The organism is Pseudomonas sp. NMI760_13 (genome assembly GCF_021283245.1).
Classification (GTDB): Bacteria; Pseudomonadota; Gammaproteobacteria; order Pseudomonadales; family Pseudomonadaceae; genus Aquipseudomonas; species Aquipseudomonas peradeniyensis.
On sequence record NZ_JAJSRC010000024.1, the window covers coordinates 32,544 to 51,428 of the forward strand.

The 18,885-nt window shown below is 63.9% G+C and carries 14 protein-coding genes; all 14 read left to right on the plus strand.

All coding sequences use genetic code 11. The annotated features are described in order from the left end of the window. Positions 1-9: 9 nt before the first annotated feature. The 14 genes from rseP (at position 10) to eno (ending at position 18,830) form a co-directional block, all read left to right on the plus strand. Positions 10-1,362 (plus strand): RIP metalloprotease RseP, encoded by a 1,353-nt coding sequence (gene rseP / locus LU671_RS21325; RefSeq protein WP_203651132.1) that lies wholly within the window; start codon positions 10-12, stop codon positions 1,360-1,362. Between the two features lie 76 nt (positions 1,363-1,438). Further along, positions 1,439-3,799 (plus strand): outer membrane protein assembly factor BamA, encoded by a 2,361-nt coding sequence (gene bamA, locus LU671_RS21330; RefSeq protein ID WP_203651135.1) that lies wholly within the window; start codon positions 1,439-1,441, stop codon positions 3,797-3,799. Between the two features lie 44 nt (positions 3,800-3,843). Next, complete coding sequence (locus LU671_RS21335; RefSeq protein ID WP_023629834.1) at positions 3,844-4,347, plus strand: OmpH family outer membrane protein; 504 nt, start codon at positions 3,844-3,846, stop codon at positions 4,345-4,347. Between the two features lies 1 nt (position 4,348). Next, entirely contained in the window at positions 4,349-5,404 is a 1,056-nt protein-coding gene (gene lpxD / locus LU671_RS21340) for a UDP-3-O-(3-hydroxymyristoyl)glucosamine N-acyltransferase (protein ID WP_203651136.1), read from the plus strand. Positions 5,405-5,516: 112 nt separating this feature from the next. Then, a complete protein-coding gene (fabZ, locus tag LU671_RS21345) occupies positions 5,517-5,957 on the plus strand; it encodes a 3-hydroxyacyl-ACP dehydratase FabZ (protein WP_051097422.1) in 441 nt (146 codons plus the stop codon). Then, entirely contained in the window at positions 5,954-6,730 is a 777-nt protein-coding gene (lpxA, locus tag LU671_RS21350; RefSeq protein ID WP_028690667.1) for an acyl-ACP--UDP-N-acetylglucosamine O-acyltransferase, read from the plus strand. The genes fabZ and lpxA overlap by 4 nt, the downstream gene beginning before the upstream one ends. Before the next feature lies 1 nt (position 6,731). Further along, a complete protein-coding gene (gene lpxB / locus LU671_RS21355; RefSeq protein WP_203651137.1) occupies positions 6,732-7,859 on the plus strand; it encodes a lipid-A-disaccharide synthase in 1,128 nt (375 codons plus the stop codon). Between the two features lies 1 nt (position 7,860). Next, positions 7,861-8,484 carry a ribonuclease HII gene (gene rnhB / locus LU671_RS21360; RefSeq protein ID WP_203651138.1) on the plus strand — a complete coding sequence of 208 codons (624 nt, stop codon included), beginning with the start codon at positions 7,861-7,863 and terminating at the stop codon, positions 8,482-8,484. Positions 8,485-8,667: 183 nt separating this feature from the next. Next, entirely contained in the window at positions 8,668-12,192 is a 3,525-nt protein-coding gene (gene dnaE, locus LU671_RS21365; RefSeq protein WP_203651140.1) for a DNA polymerase III subunit alpha, read from the plus strand. Positions 12,193-12,297: 105 nt separating this feature from the next. After that, on the plus strand, positions 12,298-13,245 hold the full coding sequence (locus LU671_RS21370) for an acetyl-CoA carboxylase carboxyltransferase subunit alpha (RefSeq protein WP_110738407.1): 948 nt from the start codon (positions 12,298-12,300) through the stop codon (positions 13,243-13,245). Between the two features lie 98 nt (positions 13,246-13,343). Continuing rightward, a complete protein-coding gene (gene tilS, locus LU671_RS21375) occupies positions 13,344-14,639 on the plus strand; it encodes a tRNA lysidine(34) synthetase TilS (RefSeq protein WP_232856795.1) in 1,296 nt (431 codons plus the stop codon). A 270-nt stretch (positions 14,640-14,909) separates the two neighbouring features. Beyond that, the gene (locus tag LU671_RS21380) at positions 14,910-16,538 is read left to right on the plus strand and encodes a CTP synthase (protein WP_186714670.1); all 1,629 of its coding nucleotides are present in this window, start codon (positions 14,910-14,912) and stop codon (positions 16,536-16,538) included. A 3-nt stretch (positions 16,539-16,541) separates the two neighbouring features. Next, positions 16,542-17,387 (plus strand): 3-deoxy-8-phosphooctulonate synthase, encoded by an 846-nt coding sequence (kdsA, locus tag LU671_RS21385; RefSeq protein ID WP_110701896.1) that lies wholly within the window; start codon positions 16,542-16,544, stop codon positions 17,385-17,387. A 153-nt stretch (positions 17,388-17,540) separates the two neighbouring features. After that, positions 17,541-18,830: a phosphopyruvate hydratase gene (gene eno, locus LU671_RS21390; RefSeq protein ID WP_232856796.1), complete on the plus strand. Its 1,290-nt coding sequence runs from the start codon at positions 17,541-17,543 to the stop codon at positions 18,828-18,830. Positions 18,831-18,885: the final 55 nt, after the last annotated feature.

The following is an 18,885-nucleotide window of genomic DNA, read 5'->3' on the forward strand; positions in this document are numbered from 1 at the left end:
AGATTGGACATGACTGCGCTCTACATGATTGTCGGCACCCTGATTGCCCTGGGTGTGCTGGTTACCTTCCACGAGTTCGGCCACTTCTGGGTGGCGCGGCGTTGCGGGGTCAAGGTCCTGCGTTTCTCGGTGGGCTTCGGCACGCCACTGGTGCGTTGGCATGATCGCCACGGCACCGAGTTCGTCGTCGCCGCGATCCCCCTGGGCGGCTACGTCAAGATGCTCGACGAGCGCGAGGGCGAGGTCCCGCCAGCGCTGGTCGAGCAGTCGTTCAACCGCAAGTCGGTCCGCCAGCGCATCGCCATCGTGGCCGCCGGCCCCATCGCCAACTTCCTGCTTGCCATCCTGTTCTTCTGGGTGGTGGCCATGCTGGGCTCGCAACAGGTGCGTCCGGTCATCGGTGGCGTCGAGGCCGGCAGCCTGGCAGCCAGCGCCGGTCTGAGCGTCGGCCAGGAAATCGTCTCCATCGATGGCGAACCGACCAATGGTTGGTCGGCGGTCAACCTGCAGCTGGTGCGCCGCCTCGGCGAGAGCGGCACGCTGCGGGTCGGGGTGCTCGACGAGGGCGCGACCGCCGAGCGCCAGCTCGATGTTTCCCTGAATCAGTGGCTCAAGGGCGTCGACGAGCCGGAGCCGATCCAGTCCCTTGGCCTGCGCCCTTGGCGCCCGGCGGTGGTGCCGGTGCTGGCCGAGATCGATCCGAAGGGGCCAGCGGCGGCGGCCGGGCTCAAGACCGGTGACAAGCTGCTGGCGCTCGACGGCGTCGAGCTGGCCGACTGGCAGCAGGTGGTCGACGCGGTCCGCGCGCGTCCCGAGAAAAAGGTCGGCCTGCGCATCGAGCGCGACGGCGCGCCACTCGAGGTTGCCGTCACCCTGGCGCGCAAAGGTGAGGGTCAGGCTTCTGGCGGCTATCTGGGCGCCGGGGTCAAGGCCGCCGAGTGGCCGGCGAAGATGCTCCGCGAGGTCAGCTATGGTCCGCTGGAAGCAGTCGGCGAGGGGCTTTCCCGCACCTGGAGCATGAGCGTCCTGACCCTCGAATCGCTGAAGAAAATGCTGTTCGGGGAGCTCTCGGTAAAAAACTTGAGCGGACCGATAACCATTGCTAAAGTGGCGGGCGCTTCAGCCCAGTCGGGCGTTGGGGATTTCCTGAATTTCCTGGCCTACCTGAGCATAAGCCTGGGGGTTCTGAACCTGCTGCCCATCCCGGTACTGGATGGGGGGCATTTGCTGTTCTACCTGATCGAGTGGGCGCGCGGTCGTCCGCTCTCGGATCGGGTGCAAGGTTGGGGGGTCCAGATCGGTATCAGTTTGGTCGTCGGGGTGATGTTGCTCGCCCTGATCAACGATCTGGGTCGACTATAAAAGCTTCGCTCAATCGCGAAAACCTGCCGCCTTGTCGCGGCAGGTTGTTTATTGCCAGTTGGAATAAAAGGACTTCATGAAACGTCTGCTGCTAACTGCGGTGCTCTCCGCACTGATGATCGCTGAAGTTCACGCCGAGTCCTTCACCATCTCCGATATTCGTGTCAACGGCCTGCAGCGGGTGTCCGCCGGCAGCGTGTTCGGCGCGTTGCCGCTGAACGTCGGTGACCAGGTCGACGACCGCCGTCTGGTCGAGTCGACCCGCTCGCTGTTCAAGACCGGCTTCTTCCAGGACATCCAGCTGAACCGCGACGGCAATGTCCTGATCATCAACGTGGTCGAGCGCCCCTCGGTGTCGAGCATCGAGATCGAAGGCAACAAGGCGATCAGCACCGAAGACCTGATGAAAGGCCTGAAACAGTCGGGCCTGGCCGAAGGCGAGATCTTCCAGCGCGCGACGCTGGAAGGCGTGCGTAACGAACTGCAGCGCCAGTACGTGGCCCAGGGCCGCTACTCCGCCGAGGTCGACGCCGAAGTCGTGCCGCAGCCGCGCAACCGCGTGGGCCTGAAGATCAAGATCAACGAAGGCACCGTGGCCGCGATCCAGCACATCAATGTGGTGGGCAACACGGTCTTCGACGACGAGACCCTCGGCCAGCTGTTCGAGCTCAAGACCACCAACTGGTTGTCGTTCTTCAAGAACGACGACAAGTACGCCCGGGAAAAACTCTCCGGTGACCTGGAGCGCCTGCGTTCCTACTACCTGGACCGCGGCTACATCAACATGGACATCGCGTCCACCCAGGTGTCGATCACCCCGGACAAGAAGCACGTCTACATCACCGTCAACATCAACGAGGGCGAGAAGTACACCGTCCGCGACGTGAAGCTGTCCGGTGACCTGAAAGTGCCGGAAGACCAGGTCAAGTCGCTGCTGCTGGTGCAGCCGGGCCAGGTGTTTTCGCGCAAGGTGATGACCACCACCTCCGACCTGATCACCCGTCGTCTGGGCAACGAAGGCTACACCTTCGCCAACGTCAACGGCGTGCCGCAGCCGAATGACCAGGACCACACCGTCGACATCATGTTCGTCGTCGATCCGGGCAAGCGTGCCTACGTCAACCGCATCAACTACCGCGGCAACACCAAGACCGAAGACGAAGTGCTGCGCCGCGAAATGCGCCAGATGGAAGGTGGCTGGGCTTCGACCTACCTGATCGACCAGTCCAAGACCCGCCTCGAGCGCCTGGGCTTCTTCAAGGAAGTCAACGTCGAGACGCCGCCGGTGCCGGGCACCGACGACCAGGTCGACGTCAACTACAGCGTCGAAGAGCAGGCCTCCGGCTCGATCACCGCCAGCGTCGGTTTCGCCCAGAGCGCCGGCCTGATCTTGGGCGGCTCGATCAGCCAGAACAACTTCCTCGGTACCGGTAACAAGGTCTCCATCGGCCTGACCCGTTCCGAGTACCAGACCCGCTACAACTTCGGCTACGTCGACCCCTACTTCACCGCCGATGGCGTGAGCCTGGGCTACAACGCCTTCTACCGCAGCACCGACTACGACGACCTCGACGTCGACGTGGCCAGCTACGCGGTGGACAGCCTCGGTGCCGGTGTCAGCCTCGGCTACCCGATCAGCGAGACCTCGCGCCTGACCTACGGCCTGACCGTGCAGCAGGACAAGATCAAGACCGGCCGCTACACCGTCGACGAGATCTTCAAGTTCCTCCAGGACGAGGGCGACAACTTCCTGAACTTCAAGGCGTCGATCGGCTGGTCCGAGTCGACCCTGAACAAAGGCGTGCTGGCTACCCGCGGTCACTCCCAGAGCCTGACCCTGGAAACCACCGTGCCTGGCAGCGACCTGTCGTTCTACAAGCTCGACTACCGCGGCCAGCTGTTCAAGCCGATCAACAACGAGTACACCCTGCGCCTGCACACCGAACTGGGCTATGGTGATGGTTTCGGCTCGACCTCCGGCCTGCCGTTCTATGAAAACTACTACGCGGGCGGCTTCAACTCCGTGCGCGGCTTCAAGGACAGCACCCTGGGTCCACGCAGTACTCCGAGCCGCGGCGCCGCGGTGACCGGCAACCAGGGCACCCTGGCCGACCCGGACCAGGATCCGCTGCCGTTCGGTGGCAACGTCCTCGTCCAGGGTGGCGTGGAGCTGCTGTTCCCGCTGCCGTTCGTCAAGGATCAGCGTTCGCTGCGCACGTCCGTGTTCTGGGACGTGGGTAACGTGTTCGACACCAACTGCGGCTCCAAGCCCGATTGCACCAAGGTCGGTTTCTCGGACATGGCCAGCTCGGTCGGTCTGGGTGTGACCTGGATCACCGCGCTGGGCCCGTTGAGCTTCAGCCTGGCGATGCCGATCAAGAAGCCGGACGACGCCGACACGCAAGTGTTCCAATTCTCTCTGGGCCAGACCTTCTGAGGTCGGCCCTTGCATAACGACAACGGATTATCCAGGAGTGCATCGTGCGTAAGTTGACCCAACTGGCCCTCGTGGCCGCGGCGCTGGTCGCCACCCCGGCTTTCGCCGAAATGAAAGTTGCCGTGCTGAACTATCAGATGGCCCTGCTGGAATCCGATGCGGCCAAGAAGTACGCCGTTGACGCCGAGAAGAAGTTCGGCCCGCAACTGACCAAGCTCAAGGGCCTGGAAAGCAGCGCCAAGGGTATCCAGGACCGCCTGATCAAGGGCGGCGACAAGATGCCTCAGCCTGAGCGTGAACGCCTGGAACTCGAGTTCAAGCAAAAAGCCCGTGACTTCCAGTTCCAGTCCAAGGAACTCAACGAAGCCAAGGCCGTGGCCGACCGCGACATGCTCAAGCAACTCAAGCCGAAGCTTGACGGTGCTGTCGAGGAAGTGATCAAGAAGGGCGGTTTCGACCTGGTTCTGGAGCGTGGCGCGGTCATCGATGTCAAGCCGCAGTACGACATCACCCGCCAGGTCATCGAGCGCATGAACCAAGCTCGTTGATATGACCGTGACCATGACGCTCGGCCAGCTGGCCGAGGCCCTCGGGGCCGAACTCAAAGGCCCCGAAGCGCTGCAGATCACCGGGCTGGCCACCTTGCAGGAGGCCGGTTCCGGGCAGTTGAGCTTCCTGGCCAACAAGCAGTACCGCAAGTTCCTGGACGATTCCTCGGCCAGCGCGGTATTGCTCAAGGCCGAGGACGCCGAAGGTTTTGCCGGCAACGCCCTGATCGTTCCCGACCCTTACCTGGCCTATGCACGCATTTCGCACCTGTTCGATCCAAAGCCCAAGGCTGTGGCGGGAGTCCATCCCAGCGCCGTGGTTGCCGAGGATGCCCAGGTGGATGCCAGCGCCAGCATCGGCCCGTTCGCGGTGATCGAGAGCGGTGCGCGCATTGGCGCCAATGTAACGGTTGGCGCGCACTGCTTCGTCGGTGCCCGCTGCGTCATCGGCGAGGGTGGCTGGCTGGCTCCGCGGGTCACGCTGTATCACGACGTGACCATCGGCAAGCGGGTGGTCATCCAATCCGGCGCGGTGATCGGCGGCGAGGGCTTCGGCTTTGCCAACGAGAAAGGTATCTGGCGCAAGATCGCGCAGATCGGCGGCGTCACCCTGGGTGATGACGTGGAGATCGGTGTGAACACCGCGGTAGACCGCGGCGCGCTGTCGGACACCCGCATTGGCGATGGCGTCAAGCTCGACAACCAGATCCAGATCGCCCACAACGTGCAGGTCGGCGACCACACGGCGATGGCGGCCTGCGTCGGGATTTCCGGCAGCACCCGGATCGGCAAGCATTGCATGATTGCCGGTGGCGTCGGGATGGTCGGCCACATCGACGTCTGCGACAATGTCTTTGTCTCCGGCATGACCATGGTGACCCGTTCGATTACCGAGCCGGGTGGCTATTCATCCGGTACGGCCATGCAACCCTTGGCCGAGTGGCGCAAGAGCGCCGCTCGCATTCGCCAGCTGGACGAGATGTCCAAGCGTCTCCAGCAGCTGGAAAAGCGTGTCGACACCGTGACCTCAGGTGGCCAGCCGGCATCAGAAGGCTGATACCATTTACTGAGCAAGCGCTACAGTCGCTAGCTGGCTCCTCTTTGGATCTGCAAAAGGAGCGTGTGGTCAGCACCTGCGCTCCCTATTCTTATACAGGCTTCCCCCCGAAATGATGGACATCAACGAGATTCGCGAATACCTGCCTCACCGTTACCCGTTCCTGTTGGTGGATCGTGTGACGGACCTGGACTTCGAGGCCCAAAGCATTCGTGCCTACAAGAATGTCAGCATCAACGAGCCGTTCTTCAATGGCCACTTCCCGGCGCATCCGATCATGCCGGGCGTGCTGATCATCGAGGCGATGGCCCAGGCGGCCGGGATTCTCGGATTCAAGATGCTCGACGCCAAGCCGGCGGACGGCACCCTCTACTACTTCGTCGGCTCCGACAAGCTGCGCTTCCGCCAGCCGGTGCTGCCGGGCGACCAGCTGGTGCTGGAAGCCAGGTTCCTCAGCCGCAAGAGCATGATCTGGAAGTTCGAGTGCCGCGCCTTGGTGGACGGCAAGCCGGTCTGCTCGGCCGAGATCACCTGCGCGGAACGCTCCCTATGAGTTCGATTGACCCAAGGGCGATCATCGACCCCTCGGCCAAGCTGGCCGAGGGCGTCGAGGTCGGCCCCTGGTCGATCGTAGGCCCCGATGTGGAAATCGGGGAGGGCACCGTCATCGGTCCGCACGTGGTGCTCAAGGGGCCGACCCGCATCGGCAAGCACAACCGTATCTACCAGTTTTCATCTATCGGTGAAGACACCCCTGACCTGAAGTACAAGGGTGAGCCGACGCGCCTGGTGATCGGTGACCACAACGTGATCCGCGAGGGTGTCACCATCCACCGCGGCACCGTCCAGGACCGTTCGGAAACGACCCTGGGCGATCACAACCTGATCATGGCCTATGCCCACATCGGCCACGACAGCGTCATCGGCAACCACTGCATCCTGGTCAACAACACCGCGCTGGCGGGCCATGTGCATGTTGGCGACTGGGCGATCCTGTCCGGCTACACCCTGGTACACCAGTACTGCCATATCGGCGCCCACGCGTTTTCCGGCATGGGCACCGCGATCGGCAAGGACGTACCGGCCTACGTCACCGTGTTCGGCAGCCCGGCCGAGGCGCGCAGCATGAACTTCGAAGGCCTGCGCCGTCGCGGTTTCAGCGACGAAGTACTGCACGCCCTGCGTCGCGCCTACAAGATCGTCTACCGGCAGGGCCTGACCGTCGAAGAGGCGCTCAAGGAGCTGGATGAACTGGTAACGCAGTTCCCCGAAGTCGACCTGTTCCGCCAATCGATCGCCAATTCCGCACGCGGCATCACCCGCTGACATGGCCCAGCTCTGCGTGGCGCTGGTCGCGGGCGAGGCCAGCGGCGATATTCTTGGCTCCGGCCTGATGCGCGCCATCAAGGCACGTCATCCCGATGTACGGTTCATCGGTGTTGGCGGTCCCTTGATGGAAGCCGAGGGCATGACCTCCTACTTTCCGATGGAACGTCTGGCCGTCATGGGCCTGGTCGAGGTGCTCGGGCGCCTGCGCGAGCTGCTCAAGCGGCGCAAGGAACTGATCCAGACGCTGATCGGCGAAAAGCCCGACGTGTTCATTGGCATCGACGCCCCCGATTTCACCCTCAATATCGAACTCAAGCTGCGCCAGGCCGGGATCAAGACGGTGCATTACGTCAGCCCGTCGGTCTGGGCCTGGCGGCAGAAGCGCGTGCTGAAGATTCGCGAGGGGTGCGACCTGATGCTCACCCTGCTGCCGTTCGAAGCGCGTTTCTATGAAGAGCAAGGTGTGCCGGTGCGTTTCGTCGGCCATCCGCTGGCGGACACCATTCCCCTGGAGGCCGACCGTGGCGCGGCGCGTGCCGAGCTCGGCCTGGGCGAAGGGCCGGTGATCGCGCTGATGCCCGGCAGCCGGGGTGGTGAGGTGGGACGCCTGGGTGCCTTGTTCCTCGATGCCGCCCAGCGCCTGTGCGAGCTGGTGCCCGGCGTGCGCTTCGTGCTGCCGTGCGCCAATGCCGCCCGGCGCGCCCAGGTCGAGCAGATGCTCGAAGGGCGCGAGCTGCCGCTGACCCTGCTGGACGGCCGCTCGCACCAGGCGTTGGCCGCCTGTGACGCGGTGCTGATCGCCTCCGGCACCGCCACCCTTGAAGCGATGCTGTACAAGCGACCGATGGTGGTGGCCTACCGCCTGGCGCCGCTGACCTACTGGATCCTCAAGCGCATGGTCAAGAGCCCGTACGTGTCGCTGCCCAACTTGCTGGCCCAGCGCCTGCTGGTGCCGGAGCTGCTGCAGGACGCCGCCACCAGCGAAGCCCTGGCGCAGACCCTGGCGCCGCTGGTCAAGGACGGCTCGCAACAGACCGACAGCTTCGACCAGATCCACCGCACCCTGCGCCGCGACGCCTCCAACCAGGCGGCCGACGCGGTGCTCGCCCTGTTGAAGGACAGCTGACATGCAGATGGGACTGGATTTCAACCTGGTTGAAGAGCTGGTGGCCGGCGTCGATGAAGTGGGTCGCGGCCCGCTGTGCGGCGCGGTGGTCACCGCGGCGGTGATTCTCGACCCGCGCCGGCCGATCCTCGGTCTGAACGACTCGAAGAAGCTTACCGAGGCCAAGCGCGACGCGCTGTTCGACGAGATTCGCGAAAAGGCCCTGAGCTTCTTCATCGCCCGGGCCGAGGTCGAGGAGATCGACCGCCTGAACATCCTCCAGGCCACCATGCTGGCCATGCAGCGCGCGGTCGAAGGGCTGCACATCACGCCGAAACTGGCGCTGATCGACGGCAACCGTTGCCCGAAGCTGGCCGTGCCGGCGGCGCCGGTGGTCAAGGGCGACTCCCAGGTGCCGGCGATCGCGGCGGCTTCGATCCTGGCCAAGGTTACCCGTGATCGCGAGATGAGCGAGTTCGAGCTGATCTACCCGGGGTACGGGATCGGCGGGCACAAGGGCTATCCGACCCCGGTACACCTCGAGGCCCTGGCACGTCTTGGGCCGACGCCCATTCATCGGCGCTCGTTCGCGCCTGTTCGGGCCGCATGGGAAGCCCGTGAAGGTATTTCCACCTCGCTGATCTGATCGGCGCCATTCATCGCGGGGCAAGCCCGCTCCCACGCCAAGCCTGCACTGGAATCGGCTGCGTGGGAGCGGGTTTGCCCCGCGATGCATTCTGCAACCAACCGCTGACCTGCAGGCGAGGCAAGCGAAGAGCAATACGCTACAATCCCGCCCTTGTCGTTCAGCACTGCTACAGGATCCTCCATGCCGGTCTCCTTCGTTCACCTTCGCGTGCACTCCGAATTCTCCCTGGTCGACGGCCTGGTGCGGATCAAGCCGCTGGCCAAGGCCCTGGCCGGGATGAACATGCCGGCGGTGGCGATCACCGACCAGAGCAACATGTGCTCGCTGGTGAAGTTCTACAAGACCGCCATGGGCGCCGGCATCAAGCCGATCTGCGGCGCCGACCTGTGGCTGGCCGGCGCCGACCCCGAGGCGCCGCTGTCGCGCATCTGCTTCCTGGCCATGAACCCCAAGGGCTACCGCAACCTCACCGAGCTGATCTCGCGCGGCTGGACCGACGGCCAGCGCAACGGCCTGGTGATCATTCAGCGCGACTGGATCGCCCCGGCCAGCGAGGGGCTGATCGCCCTGTCCGCTGGCAAGGAAGGTGATATCGGCGTGGCCCTGATGGCCGGGCGCCAAGACGAGGCCCAAGCCCTGCTCGGCGACTGGATGGGCCTGTTCCCGGATCGTTTCTACGTCGAGCTGCAGCGCACCAACCGCGCCGGTGACGAAGAGTACGTGCACGCCGCCGTGGCCCTGGCCGACAAGTTTGGCGCGCCGCTGGTGGCGACCAACGACGTGCGCTTCATCAAGCAGTCGGACTTCGACGCCCACGAGACCCGCGTCTGTATCGGCGAGGGCTGGACCCTCGACGACCCACGCCGCCCGCGCGGCTACAGCGACCAGCAGTACCTCAAGTCGCCGGAAGAGATGGCCGAGCTGTTCAGCGACCTGCCGGACGCCATCGCCAACACCGTCGAGATCGCCAAGCGCTGCAACATCACCGTGCAGCTGGGCAAGTACTTCCTCCCCGACTTCCCCACGCCCAACGGCATGGGCATCGACGACTACCTGCGTCACGTCTCCCACGAGGGCCTGGAGGAGCGCCTGGCGGTGCTCTGGCCTAAGGAGACCACGCCCAACTACGAAGAGAAGCGCCAGGTCTACCTGGACCGTCTGAAGTTCGAGCTGGATATCATCATCCAGATGGGCTTCCCCGGTTACTTCCTGATCGTTATGGACTTCATCAAGTGGGCGAAGAACAACGACGTGCCGGTTGGCCCGGGCCGGGGATCGGGTGCCGGCTCCCTGGTGGCCTATGTATTGAAGATCACCGACCTCGACCCGCTGGCCTATGACCTGCTGTTCGAGCGCTTCCTCAACCCTGAACGTATTTCCATGCCCGACTTCGACGTCGACTTCTGCATGGATGGCCGCGACCGGGTGATCGACTACGTGGCCGAGGCTTATGGTCGCAACGCGGTGAGCCAGATCATCACGTTCGGTACCATGGCTGCCAAGGCGGTGGTGCGCGACGTGGCGCGGGTACAGGGCAAGTCCTACGGTCTGGCCGACCGCCTGTCGAAGATGATCCCGTTCGAAGTGGGCATGACCCTGGAGAAGGCCTACGAGCAGGAAGAGATCCTGCGCGACTTCCTCAAGGGCGACGAGGATGCCCGCGAGATCTGGGACATGGCCCTCAAGCTCGAGGGTGTTACCCGCGGTACCGGCAAGCACGCCGGTGGCGTGGTGATCGCGCCGACCAAGCTTACCGACTTCTCGCCGATCGCCTGTGACGAAGAGGGCGGCGGCCTGGTGACCCAGTTCGACAAGGACGACGTCGAGGCGGCGGGCCTGGTGAAGTTCGACTTCCTCGGCCTGCGGACCCTGACCATCATCAAGTGGGCGATGGAGATCATCAACCGCGAGCAGGCCAAGAAGAACCTGCCCGACGTCAACATCGACTTCATCCCGCTGGACGACCGCAAGACCTACGAGCTGCTGCAGAAAGCCGAGACCACGGCGGTGTTCCAGCTCGAATCCCGTGGCATGAAGGAGCTGATCAAGAAGCTCAAGCCCGACTGCCTGGAAGACCTCATCGCACTGGTGGCGCTGTTCCGTCCGGGCCCGCTGCAATCGGGCATGGTCGACGACTTCATCAACCGCAAGCACGGCCGGGCAGAGCTGGCCTACCCGCACTCCGACTACCAGTACGAAGGCCTCAAGCCGGTACTCGCGCCTACCTACGGCATCATCCTGTACCAGGAACAGGTGATGCAGATCGCCCAGGTGATGGCCGGCTACACCCTCGGTGGCGCCGACATGCTGCGTCGGGCCATGGGTAAGAAAAAGCCCGAGGAGATGGCCAAGCAGCGCGGCGGTTTCATCGAAGGCTGCGTTGCCAACAACATCGAGGCGGACCTGGCCGGTAACATCTTCGACCTGGTAGAGAAATTCGCCGGCTACGGCTTCAACAAATCCCACTCCGCCGCCTATGGCCTGGTGTCGTACCAGACCGCCTGGCTGAAGACCCACCACCCGGCGCCGTTCATGGCCGCGGTGCTGTCGGCGGATATGCACAACACCGACAAGGTGGTGGTGCTGGTCGAGGAAGTGCGCAGCATGAAGCTGCGCCTCGATGCGCCGGACGTGAACTTCTCGGACTTCAAGTTCACGGTCAATAACGATGGCCGCATCGTCTATGGCCTGGGCGCGATCAAGGGCGTGGGCGAGGGGCCGGTGGAGGCGATCGTCGAGGCACGTGCCCAGGGCGGCCCGTTCAAGGACCTGTTCGACTTCTGCGAGCGGATCGACCTCAAGCGGGTCAACAAACGTACCCTTGACGCGCTGATCCGCAGTGGCGCGCTGGACCGCCTGGGGCCGCACTTCCATGACGAGATCAAGGCCTACCAGGCCAACATCGACATCAACCGTGCAACCTTGCTGTCGGCGCTGGGCGAGGCGGTCAAGGCTGCCGAGCAGGCCGCTCATACCGCGGACAGTGGCCACGTCGACCTGTTCGGCGGCATGTTCGACGAGGCGGATGTCGACGTCTACGCCAACCATCGCAAGGTGCGCGAGCTGACGCTCAAGGAACGCCTCAAGGGCGAAAAGGACACCCTCGGCCTGTACCTGACCGGCCACCCGATCGACGAATACGAGACCGAGATCCGCCGCTTCGCCCGCCAGCGCATCGTCGACCTCAAGCCGGCGCGAGATACCCAGACCATTGCCGGCATGATCATTGCCCTGCGGGTAATGAAGAACAAGAAGGGCGACAAGATGGGCTTCGTCACCCTGGATGACCGTTCCGGGCGCATCGAGGCCTCGCTGTTCGCCGATGCCTTCATGGGCGCCCAGGCCCTGCTGCAGACTGACGCCATGGTGGTGGTGGAAGGGGAGGTGAGTAACGATGACTTCTCCGGCGGCCTGCGCCTGCGGGTCAAGACCGTGATGACCATGGAGGACGCCCGGACCAAGCTGGCCGAGAGCCTGCGCCTGAAGGTCGGCCACGACGCGCTCAAGGGCGATCGTCTGAAGTGGTTGGGCGAGCTGATCACCCGCCATCGCGGTGGTTGCCCGATCACCCTGGAGTACACCGGCAGCGACGCCAAGGCCATGCTGCAGTTTGGCGACCAGTGGTCGATCGATCCGGCCGATGGGCTGATTCAGGCACTGCGTGACCAGTTCGGGCGTGAGAACGTCTTCCTGCAATACCGTTGAAACGACGAATTTTAATCTCGACCTTTATGCGCCTGATCCCTTAAGGTAGGGCGCCAAACGGATCAACCGGCCGGCCGCCTGGCCGTAGACCCAAGACGGAAGCCTATGAACCCGAATTTCCTCGATTTCGAACAGCCGATTGCCGACCTGCAAGCCAAGATCGAAGAGCTGCGCCTGGTGGGCAACGACAACTCGCTGAACATCAGCGATGAAATTGCCCGTCTGCAGGACAAGAGCAGCACCCTGACCGAGAGCATCTTCGGCAACCTGACCAGCTGGCAGATCGCTCGCCTGGCCCGTCACCCGCGCCGCCCTTACACCCTCGACTACATCGACCACATCTTCACCGAGTTCGAGGAGCTGCACGGCGACCGTCATTTCGCCGACGACGCCGCCATCGTCGGTGGTACCGCGCGTCTGAACGACAAGCCGGTCATGGTCATCGGTCACCAGAAGGGCCGTGAAGTGCGCGAGAAGGTGCGCCGCAACTTCGGCATGCCGCGCCCTGAAGGCTACCGCAAGGCCTGCCGCCTGATGGAAATGGCCGAGCGCTTCAAGATGCCGATCCTGACCTTCATCGACACCCCGGGCGCCTACCCGGGCATCGACGCCGAGGAGCGCAACCAGAGCGAGGCCATCGCCTGGAACCTGCGTGTGATGGCGCGCCTGAAGACGCCGATCATCGCCACCGTGATCGGTGAAGGCGGTTCCGGCGGCGCACTGGCCATCGGCGTGTGCGACCAGCTGAACATGCTGCAGTACTCGACCTACTCGGTGATCTCGCCGGAAGGTTGCGCCTCGATCCTGTGGAAGACCGCCGACCGCGCAGCCGATGCCGCCGAGGCCATGGGCGTGACCGCCGAACGTCTGAAGAGCCTGAACATCGTCGACAAGGTCATCGCGGAGCCGCTGGGCGGTGCTCACCGTGATCCGGCGAAGATGGCGGCCAATGTTCGCGCCGACCTGATCGAACAGCTGGACATGCTCGGCAAGCTCGACAACGACGCGCTGCTCAAGCGCCGTTACGATCGCCTGATGAGCTACGGCCTCTGATCGTAGTCTGACGCCCTCGATCGCGGGGCAAGCCCGCTCCCACGTTCTGTAGCGTGGGAGCGGGCTTGCCCCGCGATGCGATTTGAAGAGGGACTACTATGCTCGACCTCACTGCGCAACTCTCTCCCTGGCTCAACGCCCCGGCCTGGTACGTCGCCTTCTCCGGCGGCCTGGACTCCACCGTCCTCCTGCACCAGCTCGCCGACTACACCCGTAACCACCCCGCGCCCCCTCTGCGCGCCATCCATGTCCATCACGGCCTGCAAGCCGCCGCCGATACCTGGCCTGACCACTGCCGAGCGGTGTGCGCCGCCCTGGGTGTCGATCTTGATGTGATTTCTGTCCAGGTCGCCCCCTGCGCTAGCCTGGAGCAGGCGGCCCGCAATGCCCGCTACGGCGCCTTCGAAAAACGGCTGGGCGCGGGTGAGGTGCTGTTCACCGGCCAGCACCGTGATGACCAGGCCGAAACCCTGCTGTTCCGCCTGCTGCGCGGCGCCGGCCTACGTGGGTTGTCCGCCATGCCGCAACAGCGGCCGCTAGGGCAGGGCAGTCTGGTGCGTCCGCTGCTGGGGCTGTCGCGCCAGCAGTTGCAGGCCTACGCTGACAGACACGAGCTGGTATGGGTCGACGATCCTTCCAACAGCGATACCGCCTTCGCCCGCAACTTCCTGCGTGGCGATGTCTTCCCGATGCTGCGCCAGCGCTGGCCCCAGGCCGAAGCCAATCTGGCGCGCAGCGCCGAACACCTGGGCGAGGCACTGGGCCTGCTGGACGAACTGGCCGCCAGCGACCTGGCGGTCGCCTGCGACAATGCGCCGCTGTCATGGCTGGGTTTGGATTCACTCAGCCTCGAGGCGCTCACCGCACTGTCCCCGGCGCGTCAACGCAACGCCATGCAATTCTGGCTCAGCCAGCGCACCCGCCTGCCCGACAGCCGCCACTGGGCCGGCTGGAGCGACCTGCGCGACGCGGCGGCCGATGCCTGCCCGGTCTGGCGTCTGACCGACGGCGAAATGCATCGCAGCCATGGACGTATCTGGTGGCTGAGTGGCGATTGGCTGGCTGCGGTGTCGGGCGTTTACCCCTGGCTGGACAGCGGGAAACCGTTGCGCCTGCCGGGTAATGGCAGCGTTCGCCTGATGTCGGGCCTGCCAGGTGAAGGCCTGCATATCCGCTACCGCCAGGGCGGCGAGGTCATGCAACTGCCCGGCCGCGGCCGGCGCGATCTCAAGCGCCTGCTCAACGAGCTGCAGGTCCCGCACTTCGTGCGCCCGCGCCTGCCGCTGCTGTATCGTGGCGAGCAGTTGCTGGCGGTGGCCAACCTGCCCGAGCGGGTGCAGGCAGATTGCCAACTGCACTGGCAGCCGCCGACGAACGTGCAAGGTTTGAGCTGAAGGGTACATTCCGGTAGACTACCCTCCCTTCTTGATACAACTTCTGTGGGTTGCGCAAAAACACAGGAGTTGCCGATTACCAAGCAGTTTTTTGCTGGGCTGATTTCTTAAAATGACGAGCGAGCTCCATGCCGGGGATACCCCTGGTCTGTACAGACGCGGCAGTTTTTCGAGATGCACTGTGATTGACGCAGGTGATCGGGGGCTTCGGCCTTCCTTCGCTTTCTCCGGCGGCGCTGGCCGCCTTAACGCAGACTTCTAGGGTTTTTCATGACGCGCTACATATTCGTCACGGGCGGTGTTGTTTCTTCATTGGGGAAAGGCATTGCCTCGGCTTCCCTGGCGGCCATCCTGGAAGCGCGGGGGCTCAAAGTCACCATGCTCAAGCTGGACCCGTACATCAACGTCGACCCGGGCACCATGAGCCCGTTCCAGCACGGTGAAGTATTCGTCACCCACGACGGCGCCGAGACCGACCTCGACCTGGGCCACTACGAGCGGTTCATCCGCACCACGATGACCCAGAACAACAACTTCACCACCGGCCGTATCTACGAGCACGTGCTGCGCAAGGAGCGCCGTGGTGATTACCTGGGCGCGACCATCCAGGTCATCCCGCACATCACCGACGAGATCAAGCGCCGCATCATCAAGGGCGCCGGCGATGCCGACGTCGCGCTGGTCGAAATCGGCGGCACCGTGGGTGACATCGAGTCGCAACCGTTCCTCGAGGCGATCCGCCAGCTGCGCGTCGAAGTGGGCTCCAAGCGCGCCATGCTGATGCACCTGACCCTGGTCCCGTACATCGCCACCGCCGGCGAGACCAAGACCAAGCCGACCCAGCACTCGGTGAAGGAGCTGCGCTCCATCGGCCTGCAGCCGGATGTGCTGATCTGCCGCTCCGACCACCCGGTCGATGCCTCGTCGCGTCGCAAGATCGCGCTGTTCACCAACGTCGAAGAGCGTGCGGTGATCTCGCTGGAAGACGTCGACACCATCTACAAGATCCCTGGTGTGCTGCACGCACAAGGCCTGGACGACTTCGTCGTCGAGCGCTTCGGCCTGCAGTGCAACAGCGCCGACCTGTCCGAGTGGGACAAGGTCGTCGACGCCAAGCTCAACCCTGAGCAGGAAGTGACCATCGCCATGGTCGGCAAGTACATGGAGCTGCTGGATGCGTACAAGTCGCTGATCGAAGCGATGAGCCACGCCGGCATCACCAACCGCACCAAGGTCAACCTGCGCTACATCGACTCCGAAGACATCGAGAACCAGGGCACCAGCCTGCTCGAAGGCGCCGATGCCATCCTGGTCCCGGGCGGTTTCGGCCTGCGTGGCGTGGAAGGCAAGATCACCGCGGTGCAGTACGCCCGTGAGAACAAGGTTCCGTACCTGGGCATCTGCCTGGGCATGCAGGTGGCCGTGATCGAGTTCGCCCGTAACGTGATGGGCTGGAAAGACGCCAACTCCACCGAGTTCGACCGCAACAGCGGCCACCCGGTCGTCGGCCTGATCACCGAGTGGGCCGATGCCACCGGCGCGGTCGAGACCCGTACCGAAGCCTCCGACCTGGGTGGCACCATGCGCCTGGGCGCGCAGGACTGCCAGCTGGCGGCTGGCTCCAAGGTCCACGACTGCTACGGCAAGGACGTGATCACCGAGCGTCACCGTCACCGCTATGAAGTGAACAACAACCTGCTGCCGCAACTGGTCGATGCCGGCCTGGTGGTGTCCGGTCGTTCCGAAGACGGCGCGCTGGTCGAAGTGGTCGAGTCCAAGGAGCACCCATGGTTCGTCGCCTGCCAGTTCCACCCGGAATTCACCTCGACCCCGCGTGACGGCCACCCGCTGTTCAGCGGCTTCGTCAAGGCTGCCCTGGCACAGAAGAACAAGGCCTGATCCATGACTCAGAAGATCATTCGCGTCGGTAACATCGAGATCGCCAACGACAAGCCGTTCGTCCTGTTCGGCGGCATGAACGTCCTGGAGTCCCGTGACCTGGCCCTGAAGGTCTGCGAGGAGTACGTGCGGGTGACCGAGAAGCTCGGCATCCCATACGTGTTCAAGGCCAGCTTCGACAAGGCCAACCGTTCGTCGGTCAACTCGTACCGCGGCCCCGGCATGGAAGAAGGCCTGAAGATCTTCGAAGAGATCAAGCAGACCTTCAACGTGCCGGTGATCACCGACGTGCACGAGCCCTACCAGTGCGAGCCGGTGGCCAAGGTGTGCGACATCATCCAGCTGCCGGCCTTCCTGTCGCGCCAGACCGACCTGGTCGTGGCGATGGCCAAGACCGGTGCCGTGATCAACATCAAGAAGGCGCAGTTCCTGGCGCCCCACGAGATGAAGCACATCCTCGCCAAGTGCGTCGAGGCCGGCAACGATCAGCTCATCCTCTGTGAGCGCGGTTCGAGCTTCGGCTACAACAACCTGGTCGTGGACATGCTCGGCTTCGGCATCATGAAAGAGTTCGAGTACCCGGTGTTCTTCGACGTGACCCACTCGCTGCAGACCCCGGGTGGTCGCGCCGACTCCGCCGGCGGCCGTCGCGCCCAGGTCACCGACCTGGCCAAGGCCGGTATGAGCCAGGGCCTGGCGGGCCTGTTCCTCGAGGCCCACCCGGATCCGGACAACGCCAAGTGTGACGGTCCGTGTGCCCTGCGCCTGGACAAGCTGGAGCCGTTCCTGGCCCAGCTCAAGCAACTGGACGACCTGGTGAAAAGTTTTCCGACGGTAGAAACCGCGTAAAGCTCGTTTCTCGGGTAAAGTACCGCCCGTTCCACCCCTGACCTTTCGGTCAGGGGCTCCCTTCGCCAGGCCTGCCCGTGCCATGTCGCCTGGTGAACGGCAAGAATTCCCAAAAGCTGCGTTGTTTTCGTCAATTCTGGAGTGCTTACAACAATGGCAAAGATCGTCGACATCAAAGGTCGTGAAGTTCTCGATTCGCGTGGCAACCCCACCGTGGAAGCCGATGTACTGCTCGACAACGGCATCATCGGTAGCGCCTGCGCGCCGTCGGGTGCTTCCACTGGCTCGCGCGAAGCGCTGGAGCTGCGTGATGGCGACAAGAGCCGTTACCTGGGCAAGGGCGTGCTGAAGGCCGTCGGCAACATCAACGGCCCGATCCGCGACCTGCTGCTGGGCAAGGACCCGGCCGACCAGAAAGCCCTGGACCGTGCCATGATCGAGCTGGACGGTACCGAGAACAAGGCCAAGCTGGGCGCCAACGCCATCCTCGCCGTGTCCCTGGCCGCCGCCAAGGCCGCCGCCCAGGACCTGGACCTGCCGCTGTACGCGCACATCGCCAACCTCAATGGTACCCCGGGCCAGTACTCCATGCCGGTGCCGATGATGAACATCATCAACGGCGGCGAGCACGCCGACAACAACGTCGACATCCAGGAGTTCATGGTGCAGCCGGTTGGTGCCAAGACCTTCTCCGACGGCCTGCGCATGGGCACCGAGATCTTCCACCACCTCAAGGCCGTGCTGAAGGCCCGTGGCCTCAACACCGCCGTCGGTGACGAAGGTGGCTTCGCGCCGAACCTGGCTTCCAACGAAGACGCCCTGGCAGCCATTGCCGAAGCCGTCGAGAAGGCCGGCTACAAGCTGGGCACCGACGTGACCCTGGCCCTGGACTGCGCGGCTTCCGAGTTCTATGAAGACGGCAAGTACAACCTGTCCGGCGAAGGCAAGTCGTTCGACGCCGAAGGCTTCGCCGACTACCTGAAGGGCCTGACCGAGCGCTTCCCGATCATCTCGATCGAAGACGGCCTGGACGAGTCCGACTGGGCCGGCTGGAAGATCCTGACCGACAAGATCGGCGAGAAGGTCCAGCTGGTCGGCGACGACCTGTTCGTGACCAACACCAAGATCCTCAAGGAAGGCATCGAGAAAGGCATCGGCAACTCGATCCTGATCAAGTTCAACCAGATCGGTTCGCTGACCGAGACCCTGGAAGCCATCCAGATGGCCAAGGCCGCCGGCTACACCGCGGTGATCTCGCACCGTTCCGGTGAAACCGAGGACTCGACCATCGCCGATCTGGCCGTGGGTACTGCTGCCGGCCAGATCAAGACCGGTTCGCTGTGCCGTTCCGACCGCGTCAGCAAGTACAACCAACTGCTGCGCATCGAGGAGCAACTGGGCGCCAAGGCCGTATATCGCGGTCGTGCCGAGTTTCGCGGCTGAGCAAGAGATGGTAAAAAGGCAGCAGCCGGGGCCGGCTGAACGTTCGTACTGATCG

Excerpts from the sequence above, each read along its gene's own strand:
- rseP (WP_203651132.1), top strand. The coding sequence starts at position 10 with ATGACTGCGCTCTACATGATTGTCGGCACCCTGATTGCCCTGGGTGTG.
- bamA (WP_203651135.1), top strand. The coding sequence starts at position 1,439 with ATGAAACGTCTGCTGCTAACTGCGGTGCTCTCCGCACTGATGATCGCT.
- lpxD (WP_203651136.1), top strand. The coding sequence starts at position 4,349 with ATGACCGTGACCATGACGCTCGGCCAGCTGGCCGAGGCCCTCGGGGCC.
- fabZ (WP_051097422.1), top strand. The coding sequence starts at position 5,517 with ATGATGGACATCAACGAGATTCGCGAATACCTGCCTCACCGTTACCCG.
- lpxA (WP_028690667.1), top strand. The coding sequence starts at position 5,954 with ATGAGTTCGATTGACCCAAGGGCGATCATCGACCCCTCGGCCAAGCTG.
- lpxB (WP_203651137.1), top strand. The coding sequence starts at position 6,732 with ATGGCCCAGCTCTGCGTGGCGCTGGTCGCGGGCGAGGCCAGCGGCGAT.
- rnhB (WP_203651138.1), top strand. The coding sequence starts at position 7,861 with ATGCAGATGGGACTGGATTTCAACCTGGTTGAAGAGCTGGTGGCCGGC.
- dnaE (WP_203651140.1), top strand. The coding sequence starts at position 8,668 with ATGCCGGTCTCCTTCGTTCACCTTCGCGTGCACTCCGAATTCTCCCTG.
- LU671_RS21370 (WP_110738407.1), top strand. The coding sequence starts at position 12,298 with ATGAACCCGAATTTCCTCGATTTCGAACAGCCGATTGCCGACCTGCAA.
- tilS (WP_232856795.1), top strand. The coding sequence starts at position 13,344 with ATGCTCGACCTCACTGCGCAACTCTCTCCCTGGCTCAACGCCCCGGCC.
- LU671_RS21380 (WP_186714670.1), top strand. The coding sequence starts at position 14,910 with ATGACGCGCTACATATTCGTCACGGGCGGTGTTGTTTCTTCATTGGGG.
- kdsA (WP_110701896.1), top strand. The coding sequence starts at position 16,542 with ATGACTCAGAAGATCATTCGCGTCGGTAACATCGAGATCGCCAACGAC.
- eno (WP_232856796.1), top strand. The coding sequence starts at position 17,541 with ATGGCAAAGATCGTCGACATCAAAGGTCGTGAAGTTCTCGATTCGCGT.